The 23,860-nt window shown below is 49.8% G+C and carries 21 protein-coding genes and 1 pseudogene; 15 read left to right on the top strand and 7 right to left on the bottom strand.

The genetic code is table 11. The annotated features are described in order from the left end of the window. The first annotated feature begins 155 nt into the window (after positions 1-155). Positions 156-1,787: an NAD(P)/FAD-dependent oxidoreductase gene (locus AACH41_RS01290; RefSeq protein ID WP_338656222.1), complete on the top strand. Its 1,632-nt coding sequence runs from the start codon at positions 156-158 to the stop codon at positions 1,785-1,787. Positions 1,788-1,852: 65 nt separating this feature from the next. Here the strand turns inward: AACH41_RS01290 and ahpF are convergent, their stop codons facing one another. The 4 genes from ahpF to AACH41_RS01270 all read right to left on the bottom strand — a co-directional run bounded on the left by ahpF (position 1,853) and on the right by AACH41_RS01270 (position 6,723). Further along, entirely contained in the window at positions 1,853-3,418 is a 1,566-nt protein-coding gene (gene ahpF / locus AACH41_RS01285) for an alkyl hydroperoxide reductase subunit F (protein ID WP_338656221.1), read from the bottom strand. Between the two features lie 191 nt (positions 3,419-3,609). Beyond that, positions 3,610-4,173 (bottom strand): alkyl hydroperoxide reductase subunit C, encoded by a 564-nt coding sequence (gene ahpC, locus AACH41_RS01280; protein WP_018987528.1) that lies wholly within the window; start codon positions 4,171-4,173, stop codon positions 3,610-3,612. A 153-nt stretch (positions 4,174-4,326) separates the two neighbouring features. Beyond that, positions 4,327-5,133, bottom strand: a complete 807-nt coding sequence (gene soxZ, locus AACH41_RS01275; RefSeq protein WP_338656218.1) for a thiosulfate oxidation carrier complex protein SoxZ — start codon at positions 5,131-5,133, stop codon at positions 4,327-4,329. A gap of 9 nt (positions 5,134-5,142) precedes the next feature. After that, the gene (locus tag AACH41_RS01270; RefSeq protein ID WP_338656216.1) at positions 5,143-6,723 is read right to left on the bottom strand and encodes a M48 family metalloprotease; all 1,581 of its coding nucleotides are present in this window, start codon (positions 6,721-6,723) and stop codon (positions 5,143-5,145) included. Between the two features lie 106 nt (positions 6,724-6,829). On the opposite strand from AACH41_RS01270, the gene moaC (AACH41_RS01265) reads away from it, so the two are divergent. The 6 genes from moaC (AACH41_RS01265) to AACH41_RS01240 all read left to right on the top strand — a co-directional run bounded on the left by moaC (AACH41_RS01265) (position 6,830) and on the right by AACH41_RS01240 (position 13,188). Further along, complete coding sequence (gene moaC / locus AACH41_RS01265; protein WP_338656214.1) at positions 6,830-7,318, top strand: cyclic pyranopterin monophosphate synthase MoaC; 489 nt, start codon at positions 6,830-6,832, stop codon at positions 7,316-7,318. Positions 7,319-7,453: 135 nt separating this feature from the next. Beyond that, positions 7,454-8,437, top strand: coding sequence for a site-specific integrase (locus AACH41_RS01260; protein WP_338656212.1), 984 nt, complete (start codon positions 7,454-7,456; stop codon positions 8,435-8,437). 254 nt (positions 8,438-8,691) lie between these two features. Then, positions 8,692-8,910, top strand: coding sequence for a hypothetical protein (locus AACH41_RS01255; RefSeq protein ID WP_338656211.1), 219 nt, complete (start codon positions 8,692-8,694; stop codon positions 8,908-8,910). Between the two features lie 159 nt (positions 8,911-9,069). Continuing rightward, positions 9,070-11,433 (top strand): DUF5906 domain-containing protein, encoded by a 2,364-nt coding sequence (locus AACH41_RS01250; RefSeq protein WP_338656210.1) that lies wholly within the window; start codon positions 9,070-9,072, stop codon positions 11,431-11,433. A 602-nt stretch (positions 11,434-12,035) separates the two neighbouring features. Next, the gene (locus AACH41_RS01245) at positions 12,036-12,905 is read left to right on the top strand and encodes a hypothetical protein (protein ID WP_338656208.1); all 870 of its coding nucleotides are present in this window, start codon (positions 12,036-12,038) and stop codon (positions 12,903-12,905) included. A gap of 13 nt (positions 12,906-12,918) precedes the next feature. Beyond that, positions 12,919-13,188, top strand: a complete 270-nt coding sequence (locus AACH41_RS01240) for a hypothetical protein (protein ID WP_338656206.1) — start codon at positions 12,919-12,921, stop codon at positions 13,186-13,188. Between the two features lie 344 nt (positions 13,189-13,532). Here the strand turns inward: AACH41_RS01240 and AACH41_RS01235 are convergent, their stop codons facing one another. Beyond that, positions 13,533-14,111, bottom strand: a complete 579-nt coding sequence (locus AACH41_RS01235) for a hypothetical protein (protein WP_338656205.1) — start codon at positions 14,109-14,111, stop codon at positions 13,533-13,535. A gap of 367 nt (positions 14,112-14,478) precedes the next feature. Between AACH41_RS01235 and AACH41_RS01230 the strand changes: the two genes are divergently transcribed. From AACH41_RS01230 to AACH41_RS01220, 3 genes and pseudogenes are all read left to right on the top strand, one after another. Beyond that, complete coding sequence (locus AACH41_RS01230; RefSeq protein ID WP_338656203.1) at positions 14,479-14,757, top strand: hypothetical protein; 279 nt, start codon at positions 14,479-14,481, stop codon at positions 14,755-14,757. 246 nt (positions 14,758-15,003) lie between these two features. Further along, positions 15,004-15,099, top strand: a pseudogene (moaC, locus tag AACH41_RS01225) (cyclic pyranopterin monophosphate synthase MoaC); the annotation flags it as partial. 33 nt (positions 15,100-15,132) lie between these two features. After that, positions 15,133-15,828 (top strand): endonuclease/exonuclease/phosphatase family protein, encoded by a 696-nt coding sequence (locus AACH41_RS01220; protein WP_338656202.1) that lies wholly within the window; start codon positions 15,133-15,135, stop codon positions 15,826-15,828. An 81-nt stretch (positions 15,829-15,909) separates the two neighbouring features. On the opposite strand, the gene AACH41_RS01215 is transcribed toward AACH41_RS01220, so the two are convergent. Next, complete coding sequence (locus tag AACH41_RS01215) at positions 15,910-16,920, bottom strand: FAD-dependent oxidoreductase (RefSeq protein WP_338656200.1); 1,011 nt, start codon at positions 16,918-16,920, stop codon at positions 15,910-15,912. 73 nt (positions 16,921-16,993) lie between these two features. After that, positions 16,994-18,970, bottom strand: coding sequence for a cation:proton antiporter (locus AACH41_RS01210; protein ID WP_338656198.1), 1,977 nt, complete (start codon positions 18,968-18,970; stop codon positions 16,994-16,996). A gap of 224 nt (positions 18,971-19,194) precedes the next feature. Here AACH41_RS01210 and AACH41_RS01205 point away from each other — a divergent pair, with 224 nt between their 5' ends. The 5 genes from AACH41_RS01205 to AACH41_RS01185 are packed head-to-tail and all read left to right on the top strand — an operon-like array spanning position 19,195 to position 23,821. Beyond that, the gene (locus tag AACH41_RS01205) at positions 19,195-20,196 is read left to right on the top strand and encodes a KpsF/GutQ family sugar-phosphate isomerase (protein ID WP_194749710.1); all 1,002 of its coding nucleotides are present in this window, start codon (positions 19,195-19,197) and stop codon (positions 20,194-20,196) included. A gap of 25 nt (positions 20,197-20,221) precedes the next feature. Next, positions 20,222-20,845 (top strand): LPS export ABC transporter periplasmic protein LptC, encoded by a 624-nt coding sequence (gene lptC / locus AACH41_RS01200; protein WP_194749711.1) that lies wholly within the window; start codon positions 20,222-20,224, stop codon positions 20,843-20,845. A gap of 58 nt (positions 20,846-20,903) precedes the next feature. After that, positions 20,904-21,518, top strand: a complete 615-nt coding sequence (gene lptA, locus AACH41_RS01195; protein WP_275356461.1) for a lipopolysaccharide transport periplasmic protein LptA — start codon at positions 20,904-20,906, stop codon at positions 21,516-21,518. Positions 21,519-21,526: 8 nt separating this feature from the next. Next, positions 21,527-22,270, top strand: a complete 744-nt coding sequence (lptB, locus tag AACH41_RS01190; RefSeq protein ID WP_194749713.1) for an LPS export ABC transporter ATP-binding protein — start codon at positions 21,527-21,529, stop codon at positions 22,268-22,270. A 6-nt stretch (positions 22,271-22,276) separates the two neighbouring features. Beyond that, positions 22,277-23,821, top strand: a complete 1,545-nt coding sequence (locus tag AACH41_RS01185; protein WP_275356460.1) for an RNA polymerase factor sigma-54 — start codon at positions 22,277-22,279, stop codon at positions 23,819-23,821. Positions 23,822-23,860 lie beyond the last annotated feature (39 nt).

The following is a 23,860-nucleotide window of genomic DNA, read 5'->3' as shown; positions in this document are numbered from 1 at the left end:
TTAGTGGGATAAGTATTCGTCGCTTGTAATTAAACATACAGACTTTATATCGTCACAATCTCACATATTTTTTAGGGAAAATTTCCAACTAATTGATGATAAAGCCTTACCGAATAGAATAAAATAGCCTTTTGATAGATAACCACTATCCCATTATGCTCAGAATCACAGAAATCAAACTACCGATTGAGCTTGCAGATACGCTCAAACACCAGGATGACCAAATCAAGGCCGCGCTGCTCAGACGCCTTGAAATCCCCGAAAGCGAACTGATCCGCTTTGAGATCTTTAAGCGCGGCGTGGATGCACGCAAGTCACATGCCATATTGTATGTGTACAACCTAGATGTCGAGGTCAAAAACGAAGCCAAAATACTGGCACGGTTTAAAAAAGACCCGCACATCAAACCGGCACCGGATACCAGCTACCACTTTGTCGCACAATCTAATCAGACCAAGACACACCGGCCTGTTGTGGTGGGATTTGGTCCAGCCGGGATTTTTGCCGCGCTGATTCTCGCGCAAGCCGGCTTCAATCCGATTGTGCTCGAACGCGGCAAAGAAGTGCGCAAACGGACCCAAGACACCTGGGGACTCTGGCGCAAACGCACATTAAACCCTGAATCCAACGTACAGTTTGGTGAAGGCGGAGCCGGCACCTTTTCAGATGGCAAGCTCTACAGCCAGATCAAGGATCCCAAACATTACGGCCGCAAGGTCTTGCAGGAATTCGTCAAGGCCGGGGCGCCAGAAGAAATTCTTTATGTCAGCCATCCGCACATCGGAACGTTCAGGCTGGTCGGCATGGTTGAAGAAATGCGCAATACCATTATTAGCCTGGGCGGCGAGATCCGCTTTGAAAGTCGGGTGACCGATATTGCGATTGAAAATGAACAGGTACAAGGCGTAACCTTGCATAGTGGTGAGTTCATTCAAACTAACCACCTGGTGCTCGCCGTCGGCCACAGCGCACGGGACACGTTTGAGATGGTCTATGAGAGAGGCATTTATGTTGAAGCCAAGCCGTTCTCGATTGGCTTCCGCATTGAACATCCACAAAGCCTGATAGATCGCGCACGCTATGGCAAAAGCTATAGCGACGATATCCTTAAAAAACTGGGTGCAGCTGATTACCGGCTGGTGCATCACGCGCAAAATGGCCGTAGCGTGTATAGCTTTTGTATGTGCCCGGGCGGCACGGTAGTTGCCGCCACCTCAGAACCCAACCGCGTGGTGACCAATGGCATGAGCCAATATAGCCGCAACGAGCGTAACGCCAATGCCGGCATTGTGGTTGGCATCACGCCGGAAGTGGATTATCCCGGCCATCCGCTGGCCGGGGTCGAATTCCAGCGCCAGCTTGAAAGCCAGGCCTACGTGCTCGGCGGCAGTAATTACTCAGCCCCCGGCCAACTGATAGGCGACTTTTTAGCTAACCGCCCTTCGACCCAATTTGGTGAAGTGACGCCGTCTTACACGCCCGGTGTGCACTTGACCAACCTGGATACGGCATTGCCTGAATTCGCGATTAGCGCCATGCGTGAAGCGATCCCGGCTTTTGCCAAACAAGTTACCGGGTTTGACCTGGCCGATGGCGTCCTCACTGGCGTGGAAACCCGCACCTCCAGCCCGATCCGCATCAAACGCAACGACGATACCTTGCAAAGCATCAACACCAAAGGCTTGTTTCCCTGTGGTGAAGGCGCAGGCTACGCAGGCGGCATTCTGTCAGCCGCGGTAGATGGGATTAAGGTGGCAGAAGCCGTTTCGCTGTCGCTGACTTCCTGATCAGTTTTTCAAAATAGACCACATAAAAAAACCTGCCGAGGCAGGTTTTTTTATTGCCAACACAATTACTGACGAATCAGGTAATCAAACGCCCCCAGTGCCGCATTCGAGCCCTCACCCATGGCAATGATGATTTGCTTGTAGGGAATCGTTGTGACATCCCCTGCCGCAAACACGCCTGGCAACGAAGTGGCATTGTGGTGGTTAATTTCAATTTCACCATATTTGCTCAGATCCAGGGTGCCTTTCAGCCAGTCACTGTTAGGGACCAGGCCAATCTGGATAAACACGCCTTCCAGTGCGATATGCTTGCTCTCGCCAGAGACGCGGTCGGTGTATGTCAAGCCATTGACGCGTGTCCCATCCCCCGTGATTTCGGTGGTCTGCGCGCTGGTTAAAATCGTCACGTTTTCAAGTGAGCGCAGTTTGCGTTGCAATACCGCATCTGCCTTCAGCTCAGTATCAAACTGCAGCAAGGTGACATGACCAACCACACCAGCAAGGTCAATTGCGGCTTCCACACCAGAGTTACCACCACCAATCACTGCGACATGCTTGCCTTTAAACAACGGGCCATCGCAGTGTGGGCAGTAGGCCACGCCTTTGTTTTTATAGGCTTCTTCGCCAGGCACATTCAGATTTCTCCAGCGTGCACCGGTGGCCAGAATCACAGACTTGCTGCGCAAAATCGCCCCGCTTTCTAGCTTCACTTCAATCAAGCCAGCATGTTTGCTGTCGGTTTTGCTAGGCTCGGCCAATCCTACGGCACGTTGCAATGGCATGATATCCACGTCGTAGGTTTTCACGTGTTCTTCAAGCGCCGCGACCAGTTTAGGGCCCTCGGTCTCTTTGACTGAAATAAAGTTTTCAATCGCCAGGGTATCGTTAACCTGGCCACCGAAACGCTCAGCGACGATGCCGGTGCGTATGCCTTTACGGGCTGCATAAATTGCTGCTGAAGCACCCGCCGGGCCACCGCCAACCACCAGCACATCAAACGCTTCTTTAGCGTTGAGCTTTTCGGCCTCTCTGGCAACAACGCCCGTATCCACCTTGGCCAGAATTTCTTCGACCAGCATACGGCCTGAGGCAAACATCTCGCCATTGAGAAAAGTGGCGGGTACCGCCATGATGTTGCGCTCGTTGACTTCGTCCTGAAACAGCGCGCCGTCAATCACGGTGGTCTGGATGCGTGGGTTGAACACAGTCATCAGTGTGGTCGCCTGCACGACATCCGGGCAGTTATGGCAAGACAAGCTCATATAGACTTCAAAATTCAAGTCGCTGTCGAGCGCCTTGATCTGGTCTAGCACTTCCTGCTCCACCTTTGGTGGATGGCCACCGGTCCACAACAAGGCCAGTACCAGTGAAGTGAATTCATGCCCCAGGGGAATCGCCGCAAAGCGCACACCATGGGTTTCTCCTTCTTTGGCAATCACAAATGAAGGTTTGCGTGCATCATCGCCAGTCTCGTCCAGGCTGACCTTGTCTGACAAAGCGGCAATTTCTTGCAACAGTTCACGCATTTCTGCGGCACGCTCGCTGCTATCCAGCGAAGCAATCAAACGGATAGGTTGGCGCAACATGCCAAGGTAAGTCTGCAGTTGGGTTTTTAAGGTGTCATCTAACATATTCATTCTCCAAAATCACGGCTGGTGCATTTCTTCAGGCAACAACACGCCGTGGCCATCACGCATGGCACTCAAAAATGGTTGGGGGGGAAACTCGCTCAGGAAAAACCACAGTGACAACACATCCACTCAGTGACTTTTCCTGAGCGCCCTGCTGGCGCAGGGCTTTGCTCATACCAATCTCAACGAGATTAGATCTTGCCTACCAAGTCCAAAGATGGCGTCAAGGTTTTTGCACCTTCGTTCCACTTGGCTGGGCACACCTGGCCTGGGTTAGCAGCGGTGTATTGCGCAGCCTTCAATTTGCGCAAGGTTTCTTTTACATCACGGGCAATTTCGTTGCTGTGTACTTCAACAGTCTTGATCACGCCGTCTGGGTTGATCACGAAGGTACCGCGCAATGCCAAACCTTCTTCATCAATATGCACGTCAAATGCACGGGTTAATTGGTGCGTTGGGTCGCCAACCAATGGGAATTTCGCCTTGCCTACTGCAGGTGAAGTCTCGTGCCAAACCTTGTGGGAGAAGTGGGTATCGGTGGTCACGATGTACACTTCAGCACCAGCCTTCTGGAATTCCGCATAATTGTCAGCCGCATCTTCAACTTCGGTTGGGCAGTTGAAAGTGAACGCTGCTGGCATGAAAATCAACACAGACCATTTGCCTTTCAAAGACTCGTCAGTCACTTCGATAAATTTACCGTTGTGAAAAGCTTGCGCCTTGAATGGTTGTACTTGTGTGTTAATCAATGACATGTAGTTCTCCTTTATGATTTAGAACGTGGGTTAATTAAACAGACTTCATTAAAAATTGCTGCATTTCAACAGCGAATGAGTGCATTGTAGACACACACATTCAATATGTAAAATTGATTATTTTAATTTTATCAATAAATTATTTTTATCAAACTATATAGTCACCGTGACTTGTCCATGCCCTTCAAAGCCACGGTTATCCTGCCAGTTTACCGTAATCACATCGCCGACCTTGGCATCCTGTATATAAAAGGTGAAATAGGGATTGCGTGAAATCGCGGTGCCCGTCTGGGCATCTACAATCACCTGCCCATTCATCACCACTTGCATCAGTTGCATAAAGTGCGCGGGCATTAACTGGCCATCTTCATTTTTGCTACGACCCGTACGCATGGGATGCACAATAATGATTTTAAGTTCAGTGACATGGTTCCCCAACGGGCTGCTCTCCAGCATGCGCGCCCGCATTTTCATGCTGCTGGCAAACGGCTCTTCACGTTCGCTGCTGGCGCAACCATCTTCGAGCACGATGACCTGACGCCGCTGCTGCGTAAACTGGCCATTCCCCTGTTCTGCCAACGCGATCACCTCCCCCGATTGCGCGAGCTTGACGCGTGTCACCAGCCTCGGCAATACCTGCTTGCCTAACTCAAAACTTGCAATCAAAGGGGTAGGATTGGCATCTGCCAGCAAACGCAAGCTACGCAGTTTGCCCGCCGCCTGCGTGCTACTCAGCTCAATTTGCACCACGGCACCGTTTTCAGCTTTTTGCGGTGCGTCAATACTGAGATCACTGGCGACAGGCACCGCGGCGGCTTTGAGCGCCGCCAACACTTGTGCCGTTTGCTTGGCCTCAAAGGCAGAAGCAAACCAGGTGGCCGCTTGCACTTTGCGGGCGATGACCCATAATGGTAGCGCTGCCAGCAGCACACTGTTTTTTAACCAGCGACGTCTGTCCATCCTGCCCTCCTATCCATTTTTGTCATCCCCTTGTTCCAGCTTGAGCTGCACCCTGAGCGCTTTCAATCTGGCCTCGACTTTGGATTGCAGGTAAAAATCGCCATCCTTGGCCTTGCTGGCAATTTCAAACTGCTCAATCGCCCGCGGCAAGTCATATTTGCGCACATAAGACTCCCCTAGCGCCTGATGCCGCAACATCTGTTTGTCCTGGCCCTGATATGCGGCAGCCAGCCAGTCATACAGTTTTGGGTCCTCAGGGAAGGCCTCCAGCTGTTTCTGGATAAAGCTGACTGCCGGCGCCCAATGATTGCTGCGGATCAATAACTCAGCCTCGCCTTGCGCCAGCGCACGATGTTGCGGATATTGCTGCAAGCCCTGAACAAAACGGTTTTGCGCCTGTGCCACCTGCCCCGACTTGGCCAGGGTCAAGCCTTGCAAAGTCACCAGATAAGGGCTGGAAAGGCCATGCTTAACCAGCCAGTCGACCTCGGCCTGTGCTTTTTGCGGCTGATTGACACGCAGCCAAGCGTAAGCCAGGCCATAGTGTTCAGCCAGCTCATTCTGGTAGCGGCCCTCGTTAATATTGTTCTGAAACTCTTCTACCATTTGCTGGGGCGCGCCTTGAAAAGCCCGGATTTTTGCCCGCATCATAAAAAAGGGCAGACTTTCATTCACCTGCTTATAAGGCAGGTTTTGTACACGGTTGCCTATATCGGCAATCCGCTCGCTGGTCAGCGGGTGGGTACGCAAATAGCTGGGCATATTGCCATCCGAAAAGCGCGTCGCCCGCTGCATGGTGGTAAAAAAGGCCGGCATGGCGCGCACATCAAAGCCTGCATCCTGCAAAATGGTCAAGCCGACCCGATCTGCTTCGCGCTCGTGCTCACGCGTGTAATCCAGCTGCTTTTGTATCCCGGCAGCAGAGGCCGCAGTCATCGCGCCCATGCCCACTTGCGGGTTAGAGCGTGCCACCAGCAAGGCCAGGGCCGTTGCAGCGATATTCTTGAACATATCGTACTTTTGAGAGGCCAGCATACGCGCCAGGTGATGCTGCGTGACATGGCCGATTTCGTGCCCCAGCACACTGGCCAACTCAGACTCACTGTTGGCCGCAATGAATAAACCGGTATGGACGCCAATGACGCCGCCCGGCATGGCAAAAGCGTTAATCGACTTGTCCTGTACCACAAAAAAATAAAACTTTTGAGCGCGGTCCGGGCTACTCGCCCCCAGCCGCGTCCCCAATGCCTGCAGGTAATCCGTCACCTCGGCATCATCGAACACATCTTCATCGGTAGCGACTTGCTTTAAAATCTGGTGCGCAATTTTTTCTTCATCACGTAATGACAATACGGTTTGCGAAGCGTCACCCAACTCAGGCAGCTGGTTAGATGAATCGGCAGGCAGGGTGACATCCAGATCGCCAGGCTCATAAGGCTTGCCAGAAAAAATACCAGTCGCGTTATTCGCCAACAAGGACGCCTCGGGCACGATGAACAGTGCGCACAAACACAACCCGCGCAACAGCCGCGCACAATGTATACGCAGATTGCCAGATTGAAATACCATGTGGAGTGGTTTAAAACGCATGTGCCCTGTGCTAAAGACCCAAACTTGTTATGATAACGACTTCACTGCCCGAGTTCATCCTTTTTCACTCGCACTGATTTCACTCAAACTGAGCTCAAGACCACTTATGTCAACTGCCAACAACGGACTCACCCACTTTAACGCCCAAGGCCATGCCCATATGGTCGATATCGGTGACAAAGCACACACCAAACGCATCGCCATCGCTGAAGGCCAGATTCAAATGCAGGCAGCCACGCTGCAAACCATCCTGCAAGGCACCGCCAAAAAAGGCGACGTCCTCGGCATTGCCCGCATTGCCGCCATCCAGGCCAGCAAAAAAACCAGCGACCTGATCCCCCTCTGCCACCCGCTTAGCCTAAGCCGCGTAGATGTCAGTTTTATGGCGAATGAAACGCAACACAGTATTACTTGCCGAGTGCAATGTGAGACCACCGGGCAAACCGGGGTGGAAATGGAAGCCTTGACTGCTGTACAGGTTGGCCTGCTGACAATTTATGATATGTGCAAGGCGATTGATCGCGGCATGACAATACAAAGTGTTCGCGTACTGGAAAAACATGGTGGGAAGAGTGGGGATTGGGTGGCAGAGTAAGCCTTTATAAGGGTTTAGCGCCCTTTTGGTTATTCAAGAATCCGCCCTGTTTTGATTAGTCCCGCGATTAGTTGAGCAGTATAGAACAAGCCTAAAAACACGTTTTGTCCAATTTTTGTCCAAGTGAGGCGAAAAATGGCATCTATTAGAAAGCGTGGCGAGCGTTGGCAAGCTCGAATTACTCGTAAGGGATTTCCTCCCGAAGTTAAATCATTTGAAACACGAACAGGCGCGGAACAGTGGGCGCGTAGTATCGAATCCGAAATGGATAGAGGTGTTTACGTAAGTCGCTCACCCGCCGAACAAATCAGTTTCTCAGAAATTCTTGACCTCTATATGAAAGAGGTTAGCCCGACCCACAAGGGCTACTTAACCGAAATTGCAAAACTAAAAGCCGTGCAGCGTTTACGCATGGGGCAGATGATGCTTGCGAATGTCACCCCAAAAGTTATGGCCGAATATCGTGACGAACGACTAAAGACCTGCAAGGCAAACACGGTTATACGGGACTTAGCGGCGCTCTCGTCTGTTTTTAACTACTGTATAAAAGAGTGGCGGTATGCCATTGTTAACCCAGTGATGGCTATCAGGAAGCCAACTATGCCCCCTGGGCGAAACCGTGTTTTAGAAATGGAAGAAGAAGCAAGACTATTAGAGGCTATGCGCCCTGTAAGAAACAGAAATATATACATGCGCCCATTGGTTATTGTCGCGCTTGAGACTGCTATGCGTCGGGGAGAACTATTAGGTCTTGAATGGCGTAATGTGGATTTAATCAAGCGGACAGCATTTTTGCCCGACACGAAGAATGGTACGTCACGAACAGTACCTTTATCAGAACGAGCAGTAAACGAATTAGCCGTATTACCGCGCAGTATTGGGGGCTTAGTGTTTCCGATTAAGTGGCCTGCAATGGAGTACTGCTTTCAACGGGCGATTAAACGGGCTGGGCTAGTAAACCTACACTTTCATGATCTTAGGCACACCGCAACGACTAGACTGTCAGAAAAACTACCAAATCTCATTGAGTTGGCCGCAGTAACCGGGCATAAAAACGTGCAGATGTTGGCTAGATATTACCATCCAAAAGCCGAGGATTTAGCTAGAAAGATTGGATAACACACCTAGGGATTTTACAAGTATACACTTTAAAATCAATTAGTTACGCAATATTTACCTTGACTTCTGGCAGTTTCCGTGGTTATAATCACATATAGCTTGCTAAAGTGAATCAGGTAAGCGCCCACGGAATTATGACTGGTGGGTTAAATCCTGACCCTAGCCGACCCAGCGAATGGTGATGCAGAAATGCATTTTCTGTTGGCCCGGTCGGTTTTTTCATTTCTATCGACCGGATTCGTGAGGATTTTACGATGATGGCTGATTTATCAAATCAATTCTGGGATGCCCACCCACAAGCGTTCGTGACACGCCAACAAGTCGCAGCAGCACTAAACCATACAGTTCGATGGCTTCACAATGAAGAAGCCGCAGGAAAGACGCCCCAATCTTTTCGAGTGGGCATCCGAGTGCTTTACCGTAAGTCGGACATTATCGCTCAATATTTTCCAGATTCAAAAAACACAGGTTAGTCATGCATGAAGCTGACTTTCAAGCTTTGCTTGATCTATTACGGGAAGTAATAGCAGAGGTTGAAGCCGAATCGTTGCGTTTCGACCAAGAAGAATTAGAAGCAGAGCAGTTCTAAAAATAAAAAGGTCGGCTGGGCCGACCTAAAGGAATATTTCAGAATGGATTATACCACAATTCATGCTACTGCGCCCGCAGTAGCACCTCCACAACATTTTGAACACCTGCCAGTAAACACGGGTGAAGCCCTCAAATTTTTATCCACTTTGGCGCCGCACGCTAAAGAGTTTCATACAAGAACAATTGACGACAAAAAACCTCGTCGAGGACATCTAGCAGGCAACCACAAAATATCAAACTCACTCGACTCGTTTAAACGGTTAATCGAACTAAACCATGCCGGTGCAGGTGTTTTTGTTGTAATCAACGAAGGAGGTCAGCAAGGCCATGACATTACTCGCATTCGCGCCGTGTTTGCAGATACTGATGGCGCACCATTGGAGCCGCTTCTTGTTCTTAAACCGCATATTATTGTTGAGAGTAGCCCAGGTAACTACCATGTTTATTGGCTTGTAGATGGCGCATTTCCGCTTGGCAGATTTACTGAAATTCAAACCGCGATTGCCACACAATATGAGACTGACCCCCGTGTAAAGGATTTACCGCGGGTGTTGAGACTACCCGGTTTTTATCATCAAAAAGGTGCGCCATTTCTTGTGCGAGTGGTTGAATCTAATCCTGAGTTACCAAGATACTCAATCGACCAAATCATTAGCGGCTTGGGTGTGCAGCCAGATGCGGCTAATTCTACGAGTAGCGACGAAACTCAATTGGGGGAAATTCCGCGACATATCGCGGCAATGTTCCCATCTGGTGAAGTGTTGGGAAAACAAACAACTCACAATCTCCCATACACAAAAGAGAACCGCGAAATGGTGTTATCTGCGGCACGAGCTGCATGGCCTGATGGTATACCAGACCGTGAAAGTTTCTACCAGTTAGGTAATTCTCTAGCCTCATTGGTTATCGTCAATGATTGGCCCGAAACCGTGGCAAGGGAGATTTTAGACGATGTTGCAAGCAGACCTGCCGGAGCTAATAGAGAGAATAACGACAGCGAGTGGGCTAGTTACCTTTTGGGCACCAGCGCAAAGTATAAAAACGGTGAGTCGTTTTTAGGGATTGGATCACTATTTAAACGTGCAAAAGATAATGGCTGGGCGCGTCCTGACACTGCGACTGAGAAACTAAAAGGCCTCTCATGCTTTGGGCTAATTAGACTTGGGTCAAAGGTTGGAATTGTTGACCTTGAGCAGGCCAAAGAGGTGAGCACTCTTAAACCCTTAAACATTTATTCCCGTGATGATGGCGGCTTTTTAATTCAGCGTGCTATTGCCGCATCAAATCCGCAAGCAGATTCAGCTAAAGAGTTTCGGTCATGGTGGAAAGCACCCCAAACCAAGATGTTTTACGGCGTGGAGTTGAACCCCTCTGGCACTACGCCTGGCTATTTAAATATTTTTCGAGGTTTGTCGGTTACACCAAAACAGGGTAATTACCCATTGATTTCGTCCTTCCTAAAAGACATCGTTTGCGCTGGTTCGACGGAGTACTTTAATTACCTTTGGGGATGGATGGCGCACCTAATCCAGAAGCCAGCTGAGAAGCCCGGCGTATCGATTTTGCTCTTAGGTGGGCAAGGGACCGGTAAAGGAACATTTGCCGCAAAGATCGTTGGCGGGTTGTATGCACATCACTTCTTACACTTGCAGTCCGATGCGGCTTTAACTGGAACCTTTAACGAGGCTTTGGAAAGTTCACTTGTGGTTTTTGCCGATGAGGCGTTTTTCTCGGGGGACCGTAAAGCTGCAAACATTCTCAAAGCAGTGGAAACCGAATCGCGCCTTCAAATTAATGCGAAATTTCAACCTGGGCGACAAATCACTAGTTACCACCGAATTATTGCAGCCTCAAATAACACCCATGCTGCACACGTTGAAGAAGATGACCGCCGTAAATTTGTTCTTAGACTTTCAGAGGCCCGGAAAGGCGATTTCGCATACTGGAAGGCACTGGATACGGAAATAAAAGGAGGCGGGCTTGAAGCTTTAGCTTTCGATTTGCAACACCATGACCTATCCTCCTTTGAAGTTAGGCAGCGGCCAAAATCCTCTGAACTGATGCGTCAAAAGCTCGCGTCTCTCGATGCTGTGCCTAAATGGTGGTTAGACCGTTTGACCGATGGGCGCCAACTATGTACTTCTAATGATTGGCAAGAATGGATAGCAACAGACATTCTTTATCCTGATTTCCTAGAGAGCGCGAAAAAAAGTGGTGCCAAACTTTTTGCAATAACCCAACGCGATTTTATTTCGGCATTAAAGCAATTAACCCCCTCTATGTCTCCTGAGAGACGAGGGAATGCCTACTCTAAGCAAAGGGGACACCGTTTCTCTGGTCTCTCAGAATGCAAAGCCGAGTTTGAACGGTTTTGTGGTGGTGAAATAGACTGGGGGTACGATTAGTGACCAAAAGGGACCAGGGAGTGGCCCCGTGTGGTGGTCATCGAAGACCCGCAGAATATAAGACTCGGTCGATTGTTTTTTCAGTGGCCATATACCTCTAGAGACCAGAGAGAAAAAACCCACAACGTCGGTATTAAAAATAGTACCAGCCCCGCAGAGGTAACTGCTGGTTTAGTCGATAGGTGGTGGCCACTAACCAAAAAATCGCTGCAACCCGCGCCAGGATTAGAGTTTCGATGACCACCGAGGTGGTCACTGGGGGGGCTAAATGGCCACCAACCCACGTACTACTAGGACGTAAAACCATGACACTAATACACCGTTTCAAAAAACACTTAGAAAAGTCCGAATCAGACGCACGTAAAACCATAACACCATCAAACGATGCCCCGGCGGTGTCCGAAAAAGTCATTCTACTGGCTGACAGGTTTGTTATGTGGCATCGGTTACAACCCTTGCCCGAAAGATGGGAACCCCAACAACTTGGACGGATTGCAGCTGTGTTTGGTGTCTCTAGGGAGTTAATGGCAGCAGCTTTGCATTATGCAGGCTGGGTCGAACATAGAACAGGTACCACTAGTTACTGGCAAAGGGGCAGATGAATGCAACAACATCAAACAATCGAAACGTCGGTAGATTGGAATCAGCTAATGCGCTCGCAATTGTCTTGCAGCCTGGCACACCATCGGGCAATCGGGATAACGCAAACGGAAGCAGCCTATCAAGTTATGACGGCGATTCATGAAGCAATACATGTTTTTTTCGAGGTGCTGCAAGGGCGAAAACTAGTAGGCGGTCGCGTATCAACCCGACCATATCAAGCAGGAGTTAGTGATTGCTATGGCGCAATCGAGGCGGAAAACGGTGCGCACGGAAAGTGGCTGTCAATGCTAGGGAATGTTGGAACTGATTATTTTGAGTTTTGCGTTAATGGGTTTGAGGTTAGCCCTGATTGCGATAACGACATGAAAACAGCTTATACGATTGCAAAATATTTACCCTGTTCCGAGCAACCTACGCCAAACGGCTTTCTGCATCCAGTCGCAGAGAGATTTAAGGGAAAAGTCCTTGACGATGCCGGTGTTCTACTTCTTTTAGAGGAAGCAGCACAAATAGTATCTGACGCATTCAAGGACATAAGATGGTGGTCGACGATAAGAACCGTGGCGCTTTATATGCTGAAGCATAGACGCATGGAAGACGGGTTTATCAGTTATGAACACATGCAGCAGATTCAGGCATTCGTAAAAGAGCAAGAGAAAACACTAAACCACGGTAACACGGCAGAACTATCAGACGTTCCGGCATTCCGCGATGACGTTGCGTGGCTAATGCTTAGTTTTAACGTGTGGCCTGAGCGGCCACTATCAATTGAAAAGGTCGTTACCGCATATAAACAAGCGAGGCTGTCACCTGACGGCATAGCAGAACTTAGTAAATCAGATATCAAATTCGTCGACGTAACACTATAGGAGAATTATTCTTATGAAACCTACCGCAACAGCTAAAAGAGTTTTTTATACCCCACCATGCGAACCTGACAGCGGAGCAGTAGTACATCCGAATGATGAAGCACTTACTTATGACTGTTGGCACGTCGAAATGGAATCAATCGACGGTGGATATGCTTGGGTCTCGTCCGCCGGGTCTTTCAAAACAGAAGCGGAAGCCAAGGGCTTTATGGCGGGCTGGAACGCCCATAGGACCCAAGTCGCAGAAACTCTATTTAAAGAGAAATTCAGAGGTCGTAAGTGACAGCCCTTATTGGTTGCACTTAACGAACATACTTCTGCGAACTAATGGCCCGTAGGGGGTTGGGGTACTTGATTCTGACTTATCTGAAATCTCATACGGGCCTTTACATACCTTATGCGCAGCATCGTAGCACTCAGTCCAATCATGACCAGATAGATCACAAGTTACAAAATATCCACTTGAACCAGATGGCAGAGTAACAGGTTTTACTTTGGGGCCGTCTGCGCAAGATGTTAAGACCAGTGCGATTAATGGAAAGATTAGATTGATTCGTTTCATTATTTGCTCCAAGTTGTTTTTGAGTTTTTAATAAATGAGCTTAATTTTCTTCGTAACCCAATCGCCTAAGAGCCGCAAAGCATTAAAGACAACATGCTAGGTTCTGGAACTACACTAGTTGAAACTAAAACGATGTTATCTATTTGAAGATTACCGTTTATGCTGAAAGATCGTAGACCCGCTTTATTAATTATGAATTTCTCAAGGAAGCTTTGTTTGGAGGAGTTACTAATATCGTAGTTAAGGTAAGTAGTTTCTGAGGGGGCATTGAAAAAGTTAAATACAACTTTTGCCTCTAATACATTTCCTCTTACATCAGGAGCAAGGTCTAACGATACCAAATCAAATGCTCCACCATCTGTTCGAAAAAGCTCTATAGTTTTCGAGTAATTCAGCAATAGTGCCGCATTACCAAAGTCAGCTTGGTTTGGGTCTGATTTAGACCATGTAGCAATATTATCTGCCCCGCATGATCCAAAACAAGAAGTTATTTGATAATCACCTATTTCTAACGAAGGTCCTACACTTAAGAGCCTAGACCCATCATGTGCATAGGAGTTGAAATCCAGCGAAAAAGATTGAGCCGTTGATATAGAACTAATCAACGTGAAAAAAACAAATAGCACAACCCTCGAAAAATGCATTTAACCCTCTCCAGAAGTTAAAAAATTGTATTTTAGTTTACAAGTATAAAAGGCTTCAAAAAATAGGGGCGCGATAAACGGCCTACATTAGGCCCCGGCACCCATGTCACCCTCGTGGTCCCATCCCCTCCCCAGGGGTATACCCAGCTAATTAAAAGCCCGCTTACCTATTGGAAAGCGTCAACCTACCACCGGGAAAACTTGTCGACATGAACACAAGTTATTGATTTAAAACATATTTTTTAAATAACACCATCAAAATGTTATATAATTTCAGTGTTGATACAACCTCAACAAAAGCGGCGGCAAGGGTGCAGCAACACCCAAACCGCCTGACCAAAATCGAAACTACAAAGGAGTTTTAATCATGGCTGAATTGGATATTACACGAGTAGATGACTTGATTGTTATGGCGCAATCAGTTGATGCGTCCGGCATGGGCGAAGTGTTTAAAAAGTGCGAAACAGAAACCGAGGAATCGATATTGGGGTGGGTAAACCGTTTGTGGTCTGCTGACCCTCTAGCCGCTTCAATTGACGATTTAGTAGTAAACGCCAGCGAATTTATCCAAGGTCTATCTTGGGGGCTTTCTGCACGTGAGAGCGAGCTACTTAGCTGGCTAGATACTATTACAGAAACAGTTTAACCCTCATCGAACTACACCACTAGCCCCGTAATTGCGGGGCTTTTTTATTGTCCATACCCCTCAACCCTGCGCAGCATTCCCCTTCCCCGTTTCAGGTTGACGCCTTCCCATCTATGACATTATCGATTTTGTGATAGTGTCCAATTTCTGTCCAATTTGTTTAACCCTTTTTGGACAAGATGTGTTTTTATGATCTTACCGTTTTATATAAATCAACTACTTAACGCGCCCAAAAGTGACCTCAATGATATGTGTAAGGCGATTGATCGCGGCATGACAATACAAAGTGTTCGCGTACTGGAAAAACATGGTGGGAAGAGTGGGGATTGGGTGGCAAACTAAGCAAATAAACCCTGAGATTAGAAAATACACCCAATGAGAGTCTTAACTTGGAATTGTAACGGTGCATTTCGTAAGAAGTTCCAGCTAGTTTCAGAATACGATGCAGACATTCTGGTTATTCAAGAGTGTGAAGATCCCCATCAATCCAAGGGTAAACATTACCAAGCTTTTGCCGCCAACTTTCTATGGCATGGTAAGACCAAAAATAAAGGTTTGGGAGTATTCGCAAAACATGGCATCTCACTTGAACAGATCAAACTTAACCTTAAACCATTAGAGCTTTTTCTACCTTGCATGGTGGATGGTCACATACCTCTACTTGCTACTTGGACTAAGCAGGCAAACTCTCCAAATTTTGCATATATAGGCCAGCTCTGGAAGTTCTTACAGCAACATAAGTTTTTTTTAAATAACCCTTTCGCGATGCTTGTGGGCGACCTCAATAGCAACAAGCGCTGGGATGAATGGGATAGGTGGTGGAACCATACAGACGTTGTAAGAGAGTTGTCTGAACTCGGTCTGGAAAGCGCCTATCACTCATATTTTGCAGAAGCTCAAGGAGATGAGACAAGACCTACGCTTTACCTGCATCGCAACCACTCAAAGTCGTACCATATTGACTATGGCTTCTTTGGTAACGCGTGGAAGATAGTCACTGTAGAGGTAGGAAGTGCAGACAAATGGCTAGCACAAAGCGATCACATGCCGATGTTGTTTGAGATAACATGAAATATCCCAGACTAAATTACAAAACCGAGTCCACCACTTGCTGTAGGAAAATTTGCTAATTGGTTTTTTAATTTTCTCGCATCAAGATAATAACGCCGCAATCCGTCGCGCACATGCTGGTGCCATCGTTACACCATAGCGAAAATGCCCTGTATTCAAATACAGATTCTCAATGTTTGGATGACGGCCTATAGTCGGGATATTGTGCGGCGTGCCGGGACGCAACCCGCTCCAGTGTTTGATCACTGGCTGCCCACGTAAAGCTGGCAGAATCGCCTCGGCTTTTTGCAGCATTTCCTGACGCATGCTTTCAGTCACCCCGGTATCAAAACCGACATCTTCCAGACTACTGCCGGCTAGCAAGTGCCCATCGCGGCGTTGCAGCATGTAAAACCCTTCACGGTAAAGAATATGCGGTAGCAGGCCAGGGGACATCTGATACAACAGCATTTGCCCGCGCATGGGTTTGATCTCCAGACTCAGCGCGGTTTGTTTGAGTAGCTCAAAACTCCAGGCGCCGGAGGTGACGACAAAATGGTCGGCCGACAAGGTGTCGCCCGTTGTGGTTTGCCAGGTGTGGATGCTGGAAGCACCTTCTTGCAAGGGCATGAGTTGTGTTTGTTCGCGCAGAGTGACGCCATGCTTGATCAACCACGCTTTGAGCGATTGTAGCAGGCGCGGGTTACGGATTTGCACCACTTCTGGAATTAGCAGGTTATCTCCTTGCAACTCTGCTTGCAGTCCATAGCGCTGGCACCAGTCCAGGGCTGCCTGCTGGTCAAACGGCGGCTGGATCAGCATGCCGCTACGCGTGCATTCGGGGTCTATACCGGTTTCGGCAAGGAGCTCTGCACTGACGGCTGGATAGGCGCGCGCACCAGCCAGCGCCAGCTCGTTGACAATCTCCTGATAAAACCATGGCAACAGCGGAAAAGCGATGCCCGCCCCAGCCCACGAAGACTCCCCTGACGTTTGCGCAGCGACGATATTGCGCTCAACCAGCGTGACGGTGTGCCCTTGTTTCTTTAACTGCATGGCAGTGAGGCAGCCTACGATGCCACCGCCGACCACGACCACTGAAGTGTTTGCCATAAGACCCGGTATTTAAAATGAAAAAGCCTGAGGCCCCGAGCTGCAACAGTCAGGGCCTCAGGCCTCTATTGTCTTACGGTTTACGGCCAGAAATCAAATAGACTTCCATGGCGATCAGGGCGGCATTGCTACCGAGCAGGACCAGAATATCGCCTTCGTTGAGAATAATATCCGGTCTGGGTGCAATCGGTTCTGGCATATTGGTACGCCTGAGCTGTTTGACCTCGACCGCAAAATCCTCAAACGGGATATGGTCCAGGCGCAAACCATGCGCATAAAAGTTTTTATACATCTCTACCGAATGCAGTTGTGGCAGAGCGGCGGTGGTCGTATCCGCATCACTCACGCCGCGGAAGTAACCTTTGAACATTTTGTAACGCTCTTCGCGGAACAGACGGATACGTTTGACCACGCGGTTAAGCGGAATCCCCAGCGTGACCAGTGCATGCGAGGCCAGCATGAGGCTACCCTCCAAGATTTCCGGCACCACTTCTGCCGCCCCGGCATCTCGCAGCAAATCCATTTCACTGTCATCATGGGTGCGCACAATCACGGGCAGGGTTGGATATTTCTCCTGGATCACATGCAGAACCTTCATGGTGCCACGCGTTTCTGCATAGCTGACAATCACCGCTTTGGCCCTGGCCAGCCCGGCCGCCTCAAGCACTGAGCGACGGCCTGCATCGCCGTAAATCACATTTTCACCGGCGGCGGCGGCTTCCTGAACGCGGCTGGCATCCATATCCAGGGCCACATAGGGGATATTTTCTTCGCGCAAAAAGCGGCCCAGATACTGACCACTGCGGCCATAGCCGCAGATGATGACATGGTCGCGCAAATCGAGGCTGTGCTCCTGAATAGTCTCCACCACCTTGTAGCTATTTCGCGTATAACTCTTGACCAGTTTGCGCGCAATCCTGCCGTTATATTGAATAATGAATGGCGCCACCAGCATGGAAAGCACGGCCACGGACAGCACCAGCTGTAGGGAGTCGCCGTCGATCAAATGCGTTTGCAAGCCCAGGGCCAGCACCACAAAACTGAACTCCCCCGCCTGGCCAAGAATAATGCCGGTACGGACACCCACGCCCATCTCAAAGCCATACAACTTGGTTAAAAAGGCAATCAGGCCAATCTTGAACACCAGGAACAGGGCTAACAGGAAAACAATCAATACAATATGATTGATCAATACGGAAACGTCGAGCAGCATGCCGACGCTGATAAAAAACAGACCCAGCAAGATATCGCGGAAAGGCGCAATATCTGATTCGACCTGATAACGGTATTTGGTCTCAGAAATCAGCATCCCGGCCACAAAGGCCCCCAGCGCAAAGGACAAGCCGACATAGTTGGTGGCTGCCGCCATCAGCAGGGTCACCATCAGCACATTGAGCACAAACAACTCGCGTGAGCGCTGTTTGGCCACCAGCTCAAACCAGAAGTTAAGGATGTTTTTCCCGAACTTGAACAGTAAAAACAGCAGTACAGACGACTTGAACAGCGTCAGCCCCAACACATCCAGCCAATTGTCGCTATGCGAGCCTAGCGTCTGGATCAACACCAGAATCGGAATCACGGCCAGATCCTGGAAAAGCAGCACGCCGATACTGAGACGACCATGTCTGGAGTTAAGGTCTACACGCTCCATCAGAATTTTGGACACAATCGCGGTCGAGGACATGGTGATGGCCGCACCAATGATAAAAGCAGAAGTCAGGCTGAGCCCGGCCACTTTGCCCAGCACCAGACTGGCCAGCAAGGTCAGCACGACCTGTCCGCCCCCTAGCCCGAACAGCGTTTTTCGCATGGCATACAGCTTAGGCAGACTAAACTCGAGACCGATGCTAAACATCAAAAACACGATACCAAACTCGGCCACCTGGCGACCGGACTCTTCATCCTCCAGCAAGCCCAGGGCGTGCGGGCCCAGCACGATGCCGATGACAAAATAGGCCAGCATGGCAGGCAAGCCGAGGATGCGGAACAAGCCCACGGCGAAGACCGAGCTGGTCAGCAGTAATAAAAGATGTATCAGGGAATCAAACATGCAAAGCTCTAACGCATTTATACCAAGCCGGTCAAACAGGGGTTTGATCGCCATCAGCCAGCGCTGAAGGGTCAAGGTCTATTATGAAACGCAATTGTTTCAGGATGATGCATCGTGCCACAAAACTTTGTTTTATGCAAAAAATGTGCCTGAGAATAAAAAAACCGTAAAAAAAGGGTGTTTTACTTTATTGTCAGGCAACTCGCTTGTTATACTTACCCGCCATGATGACAGCAAATTCCGGCATCCATCTTGTTAAAACACCCGATATCGTGTCGCGCGCACGAGGGGTGTTGTTGCACGAAGCCGATGAGATCAGGCATCTGGCAGACCGCATTGGCTCGGCTTTTGAGGCCGCCGTGCATATGCTTCTGGCCTGCAAGGGCCGGGTGGTGGTCACGGGCATGGGCAAATCTGGCCATATCGGCGGCAAAATTGCGGCCACCTTGGCCAGTACCGGCACACCGGCGTTTTTCATGCACCCGGCCGAGGCCAGCCACGGCGACTTGGGCATGATTACGGCAGAAGATGTGGTGATCGCGCTGTCCAATTCTGGCGAGAGTGATGAAATTATTAATATTTTACCGGCGATCCGCCGCATCGGTGCTCGGGTGTTGAGCATCACGGGCAGCGAAGACTCCACCTTGTCACGTGAGTCGGAAGTGCATTTGAGTGCTGCCGTGAGCCATGAGGCTTGCCCACTCGGCTTGGCTCCCACAGCCAGCACGACAGCGGCCTTGGCCCTTGGCGATGCTTTAGCACTCTGCGTGCTGGATTTGCGTGAGTTCACTGCGGAAGACTTCGCCCGTTCGCATCCCGGTGGCAGCTTGGGCAGACGGCTACTGGTGCGCATCAGGGATGTCATGCGCACCGGCGAGGCCGTGCCCCAAATTGATCAACACGCCTCCATTCAGGAAGCCATCACGCAAATTTCACTCAAGGGCATGGGCTTCACGGCTATTGTGGACCACGCGCAACGCCCAATAGGCATTTTTACCGATGGCGATTTGCGCCGCTTGTTTATGCAGGGCAAGAACAATCCACAGGCATCCATTGATACCGTGATGAACAAACAGCCGTATTTGCTGGAGACGAATCAGATGGCGGTTGAAGCAGTTAACATGATGGAGCAGCACAAAATAAATGGCTTTTTGGCAGTCGATGCCCAAGGGCAGTTGGTAGGGGCATTCAATATGCATGACTTATTGAAAGCCAAAGTCGTTTAGCTTATACAGGCATTAGAATTCAGGCATGCTTAAACACCCCATTTTGTTGCCGATTGCGTTAATGCTGTTGCTGGCGCTGCTGACCTTCTGGATTAACCAGAATGTGCAAGAGCAAGCACTCAAAATGAACATACTTAATCGCCAAGCGCCGGACTACATGTTGTACAACTTTGTGAGTACCCGCACGGATGCGTCCGGTAATACCAAATATGTGCTGGCGGCCGCAAAAATGCGCCACTTTCCTGCCAATGACTATACAGAATTGCAGCGGCCACGCTTTACCCAGTTTGGCCTGAACAAGCCTTACACGCAAATTTATGGTCAGCAAGGACGTGTTTCCGCCAATGGTAAACTGGTCGAGTTTAGCAAACAGGTCAAGGTGATCCGCCAAGCCTCCGCCACCAAGCCAGAAACACAAATGCAAACCGAGCGGCTTTGGCTGGAGCCGGATACCGAGGTGGCACACACAGACCAGCCGGTGGTCATCCGCCAAAAACCGGCGACAGTGATTACAGGCACGGGCATGCGTTTTGATAACCGGGCTGATACCATGCAATTGTTTAACCGGGTACATGTGCATTATGAGCGTCCACCCGTCGCCAGCAATTTGGCAAGCCCGGCCCAGGCGTCAAACACAGAACGCCAATGACCGTTGATTATGGAGAAATGAGTTGAACACGCACAAGCCCTTATTTTTAGCGATCTGCATGAGCGTATGGGCGCTATTGTCCATGCCGCTGAGTGTGCTGGCCGAAGAATCCGACCGAGATCAACCGATAGAGCTTGAGGCGGATACCGTGACCGTGAACGATGCTAAAAAAATCAGTATCTACACGGGCAACGTGATTCTTAATCAGGGCACTTTGCAAATCAAGGCGGACAAAATGATCGTACGCGAGGATCAGGACGGCTTTCAACATAGCACCTGTACCGGCAACCCCACCACATTCAAGCAAAAACGTACCGGTAAAGACGAGTGGATGCAAGGCAGTGGTCAACGTATCGAATACAACGCCCGCATGGATAAAGTGCAACTGTATACCAATGCCTGGGTTAAACGTGGTGAAGACATCGTGACCGGGGACTACATCAGCTACGACGCCAACGCCGAGTATGCCGAGGTGATTGGCGGCACCAAAGCCAACCCGAACGGGACGGCTGGCAGCCGCGTCAAGGCCACCATACAGCCTAAAAATAAAACCACACCACCTGTCATTGACAACAAGCCAACCTCTCAACAGGGGTTACGGATGAATCGCTCCTTGCAACTCAAGGTCGAACCTGCCCCTGCCGAAAACACTGGTGAGCAAGGCAAAGAGTAAGCATAAAGATGGAAACCATGGCAGCAGATCAGAACCATTTGCAGGTTAACCGCCTGAAAAAAACCTATCAGGGCCGTACCGTGGTCAAAAACACGACGCTTGAGTTACGCAGTGGCGAAGTGATCGGCTTGCTGGGTCCCAACGGGGCAGGCAAAACCACCAGCTTTTACATGATTGTCGGGTTGGTTGCGCTGGATGAAGGCAACATTACGCTGAATGGCGCCGACGTGAGCCGCGCGCCCATGCATGAGCGCGCGCGCATGGGCCTGGCTTATCTGCCCCAAGAAGCATCCATTTTCCGCAAGCTCAGCGTAACCGACAACATACTCGCCATTCTTGAAACCCGTCCCTATACGGAAGAGCAGCGTGAGGCGAGGCTTGAGTCCTTGCTGGATCAATTGCATATCCAGCACATCCGCAACAGTCAGGCCGTCAGCTTGTCTGGCGGCGAACGTCGACGCGTTGAAATTGCGCGCTGCCTGGCCACTGACCCTAAATTTATTTTGCTGGATGAACCGTTCGCCGGGATTGATCCGATTGCGGTGATCGAAATCCAGAAAATCATCCGCTACCTGAGCAGTCAGAATATTGGTATTTTAATCACCGACCACAATGTGCGCGAAACGCTGGATATCTGTGACCGCGCTTATATTGTCAATGAAGGCGCTGTGTTTGCAGCAGGCACGCCCGATGAAATCATTCAGAATGAAGGTGTGCGTGAAGTGTATCTGGGCAAGAATTTTAGGCTGTAATCCGTCATGAAACAGAACCTGCAATTACGTATTTCGCAAAATCTGGCGCTGACGCCGCAGCTGCAGCAATCGATCCGTTTGCTGCAACTTTCCACGCTGGAACTGAACCAGGAACTGGAAACCATCCTGCAGGAAAACCCGTTACTGGAAATGTCAGACGGTGAAGAAGGCGAGTTTGAAGATAACACACCGCCTCCCCCCACTGTAGAAGCTGAGCCGACAGATGCCAGCTCGTTTGACATGGCAACGCAGCAAGAGATCACCGCACCGGCAGAAAGTCTGCGTGAAGACTTGCACGATGAGCTGGGCGGGAGCGAGAGCGACCTGCCCAATTTAAACGAGGAATTCACGCCGCCAGAGTTTGAAGATGATTATGAAGAGTTTGGCAGCACCAGCAACTGGGACGAAGCCGGACGCAATCATCAGGAAGACGAAGACAGTGACTTTTCCAGACAGGAAACCACCAGCATCAGTTTGCGCGAGCATCTGATTGATCAGATACAACTGGCACATTTATCGCAACGTGACATGAGCCTGGTCAAACTGCTACTGGATAGCATCACTGATGATGGCTATCTGGAGCAAGATCTGCAGGAGATTGTGGAGCACTTGCCACTCGAACTTGAGGTCGAGCTGCTGGAACTGGAAACCGCCCTCAAGCTGATCCAGAATCTGGACCCTGTAGGCGTAGGTGCGCGCGATTTACGCGAGTGCCTGCTCTTGCAACTGACGCGTTTGCCGCAAGAAACGCCACACTTGCAAACCGCCATTGCCATTGCCAAAGACCACCTGGCGCTGCTGGCCAACAAAGACTTTGTCAAACTGCGCAAGGTGCTTGGTTGCGATGAAGCGGTACTCAAGGCGGCGCAGCACCTGATCCGCCAGCAAAACCCCAGACCCGGCAGCGAGTTTTCCAGCTTTAGTCACGATCACTTTATCCAGCACGATGTGGTGGTTAAAAAAATCAAGGGCATTTGGGTCGCCTCTTTAAATGATGGCGTGATCCCCAAACTGCGCATCAACCAGATGTATGCGGACATCCTCAAGCGCAACCGCGAGAGTTCAGGCCAATACCTGCAAAGCCAGATGCAGGAAGCCAAGTGGATGATTAAAAATATCCAGCAGCGCTTCTCGACCATTTTGCGCGTGTCACAAGCCATTGTAGATCGCCAGCGCAACTTCTTTGAACATGGTGAAATTGCCATGCGGCCACTGGTGCTGCGTGAAATCGCCGAAGAACTCGACTTGCATGAAAGCACAGTTTCCCGCGTCACCACGCATAAGTATATGCTCACACCGCGTGGCGTCTATGAACTCAAATACTTCTTTGGCAGCTCGGTGGCCACAGATGCAGGCGGCTCCTGCTCTGCCACCGCTATCCGCGCCTTGATCAAGCAAATGGTGGCCGAAGAAAACCCGAAAAAGCCTTTGTCGGACAACCAGATCACCGACACACTGGCACAACAAGGTATCGTCGTTGCCCGCCGTACCATAGCCAAATATCGCGAGTCCCTGAATATTCCGCCCGCGAACTTGCGCAAAACGCTCTAAACAAAAAAGGCCGCAGATGCGGCCTTTTTTGTTTCTCAG

Origin of the sequence: Methylophilus sp. DW102 (genome assembly GCF_037076555.1) — a bacterium.
Taxonomy (GTDB): domain Bacteria; phylum Pseudomonadota; class Gammaproteobacteria; order Burkholderiales; family Methylophilaceae; genus Methylophilus; species Methylophilus glucosoxydans.
Note: the sequence above shows the minus strand (reverse complement) of the source record. Positions and strands in the feature narration are given on the sequence as shown.

What these genes read in the sequence shown, in the direction of transcription:
- AACH41_RS01290 (WP_338656222.1), top strand. Translation starts at nt 156, where the DNA reads ATGCTCAGAATCACAGAAATCAAACTACCGATTGAGCTTGCAGATACG.
- ahpF (WP_338656221.1), bottom strand. Translation starts at nt 3,418, where the DNA reads ATGTTAGATGACACCTTAAAAACCCAACTGCAGACTTACCTTGGCATG.
- ahpC (WP_018987528.1), bottom strand. Translation starts at nt 4,173, where the DNA reads ATGTCATTGATTAACACACAAGTACAACCATTCAAGGCGCAAGCTTTT.
- soxZ (WP_338656218.1), bottom strand. Translation starts at nt 5,133, where the DNA reads ATGGACAGACGTCGCTGGTTAAAAAACAGTGTGCTGCTGGCAGCGCTA.
- AACH41_RS01270 (WP_338656216.1), bottom strand. Translation starts at nt 6,723, where the DNA reads ATGCGTTTTAAACCACTCCACATGGTATTTCAATCTGGCAATCTGCGT.
- moaC (WP_338656214.1), top strand. Translation starts at nt 6,830, where the DNA reads ATGTCAACTGCCAACAACGGACTCACCCACTTTAACGCCCAAGGCCAT.
- AACH41_RS01260 (WP_338656212.1), top strand. Translation starts at nt 7,454, where the DNA reads ATGGCATCTATTAGAAAGCGTGGCGAGCGTTGGCAAGCTCGAATTACT.
- AACH41_RS01255 (WP_338656211.1), top strand. Translation starts at nt 8,692, where the DNA reads ATGATGGCTGATTTATCAAATCAATTCTGGGATGCCCACCCACAAGCG.
- AACH41_RS01250 (WP_338656210.1), top strand. Translation starts at nt 9,070, where the DNA reads ATGGATTATACCACAATTCATGCTACTGCGCCCGCAGTAGCACCTCCA.
- AACH41_RS01245 (WP_338656208.1), top strand. Translation starts at nt 12,036, where the DNA reads ATGCAACAACATCAAACAATCGAAACGTCGGTAGATTGGAATCAGCTA.
- AACH41_RS01240 (WP_338656206.1), top strand. Translation starts at nt 12,919, where the DNA reads ATGAAACCTACCGCAACAGCTAAAAGAGTTTTTTATACCCCACCATGC.
- AACH41_RS01235 (WP_338656205.1), bottom strand. Translation starts at nt 14,111, where the DNA reads ATGCATTTTTCGAGGGTTGTGCTATTTGTTTTTTTCACGTTGATTAGT.
- AACH41_RS01230 (WP_338656203.1), top strand. Translation starts at nt 14,479, where the DNA reads ATGGCTGAATTGGATATTACACGAGTAGATGACTTGATTGTTATGGCG.
- AACH41_RS01220 (WP_338656202.1), top strand. Translation starts at nt 15,133, where the DNA reads ATGAGAGTCTTAACTTGGAATTGTAACGGTGCATTTCGTAAGAAGTTC.
- AACH41_RS01215 (WP_338656200.1), bottom strand. Translation starts at nt 16,920, where the DNA reads ATGGCAAACACTTCAGTGGTCGTGGTCGGCGGTGGCATCGTAGGCTGC.
- AACH41_RS01210 (WP_338656198.1), bottom strand. Translation starts at nt 18,970, where the DNA reads ATGTTTGATTCCCTGATACATCTTTTATTACTGCTGACCAGCTCGGTC.
- AACH41_RS01205 (WP_194749710.1), top strand. Translation starts at nt 19,195, where the DNA reads ATGATGACAGCAAATTCCGGCATCCATCTTGTTAAAACACCCGATATC.
- lptC (WP_194749711.1), top strand. Translation starts at nt 20,222, where the DNA reads ATGCTTAAACACCCCATTTTGTTGCCGATTGCGTTAATGCTGTTGCTG.
- lptA (WP_275356461.1), top strand. Translation starts at nt 20,904, where the DNA reads ATGAGCGTATGGGCGCTATTGTCCATGCCGCTGAGTGTGCTGGCCGAA.
- lptB (WP_194749713.1), top strand. Translation starts at nt 21,527, where the DNA reads ATGGAAACCATGGCAGCAGATCAGAACCATTTGCAGGTTAACCGCCTG.
- AACH41_RS01185 (WP_275356460.1), top strand. Translation starts at nt 22,277, where the DNA reads ATGAAACAGAACCTGCAATTACGTATTTCGCAAAATCTGGCGCTGACG.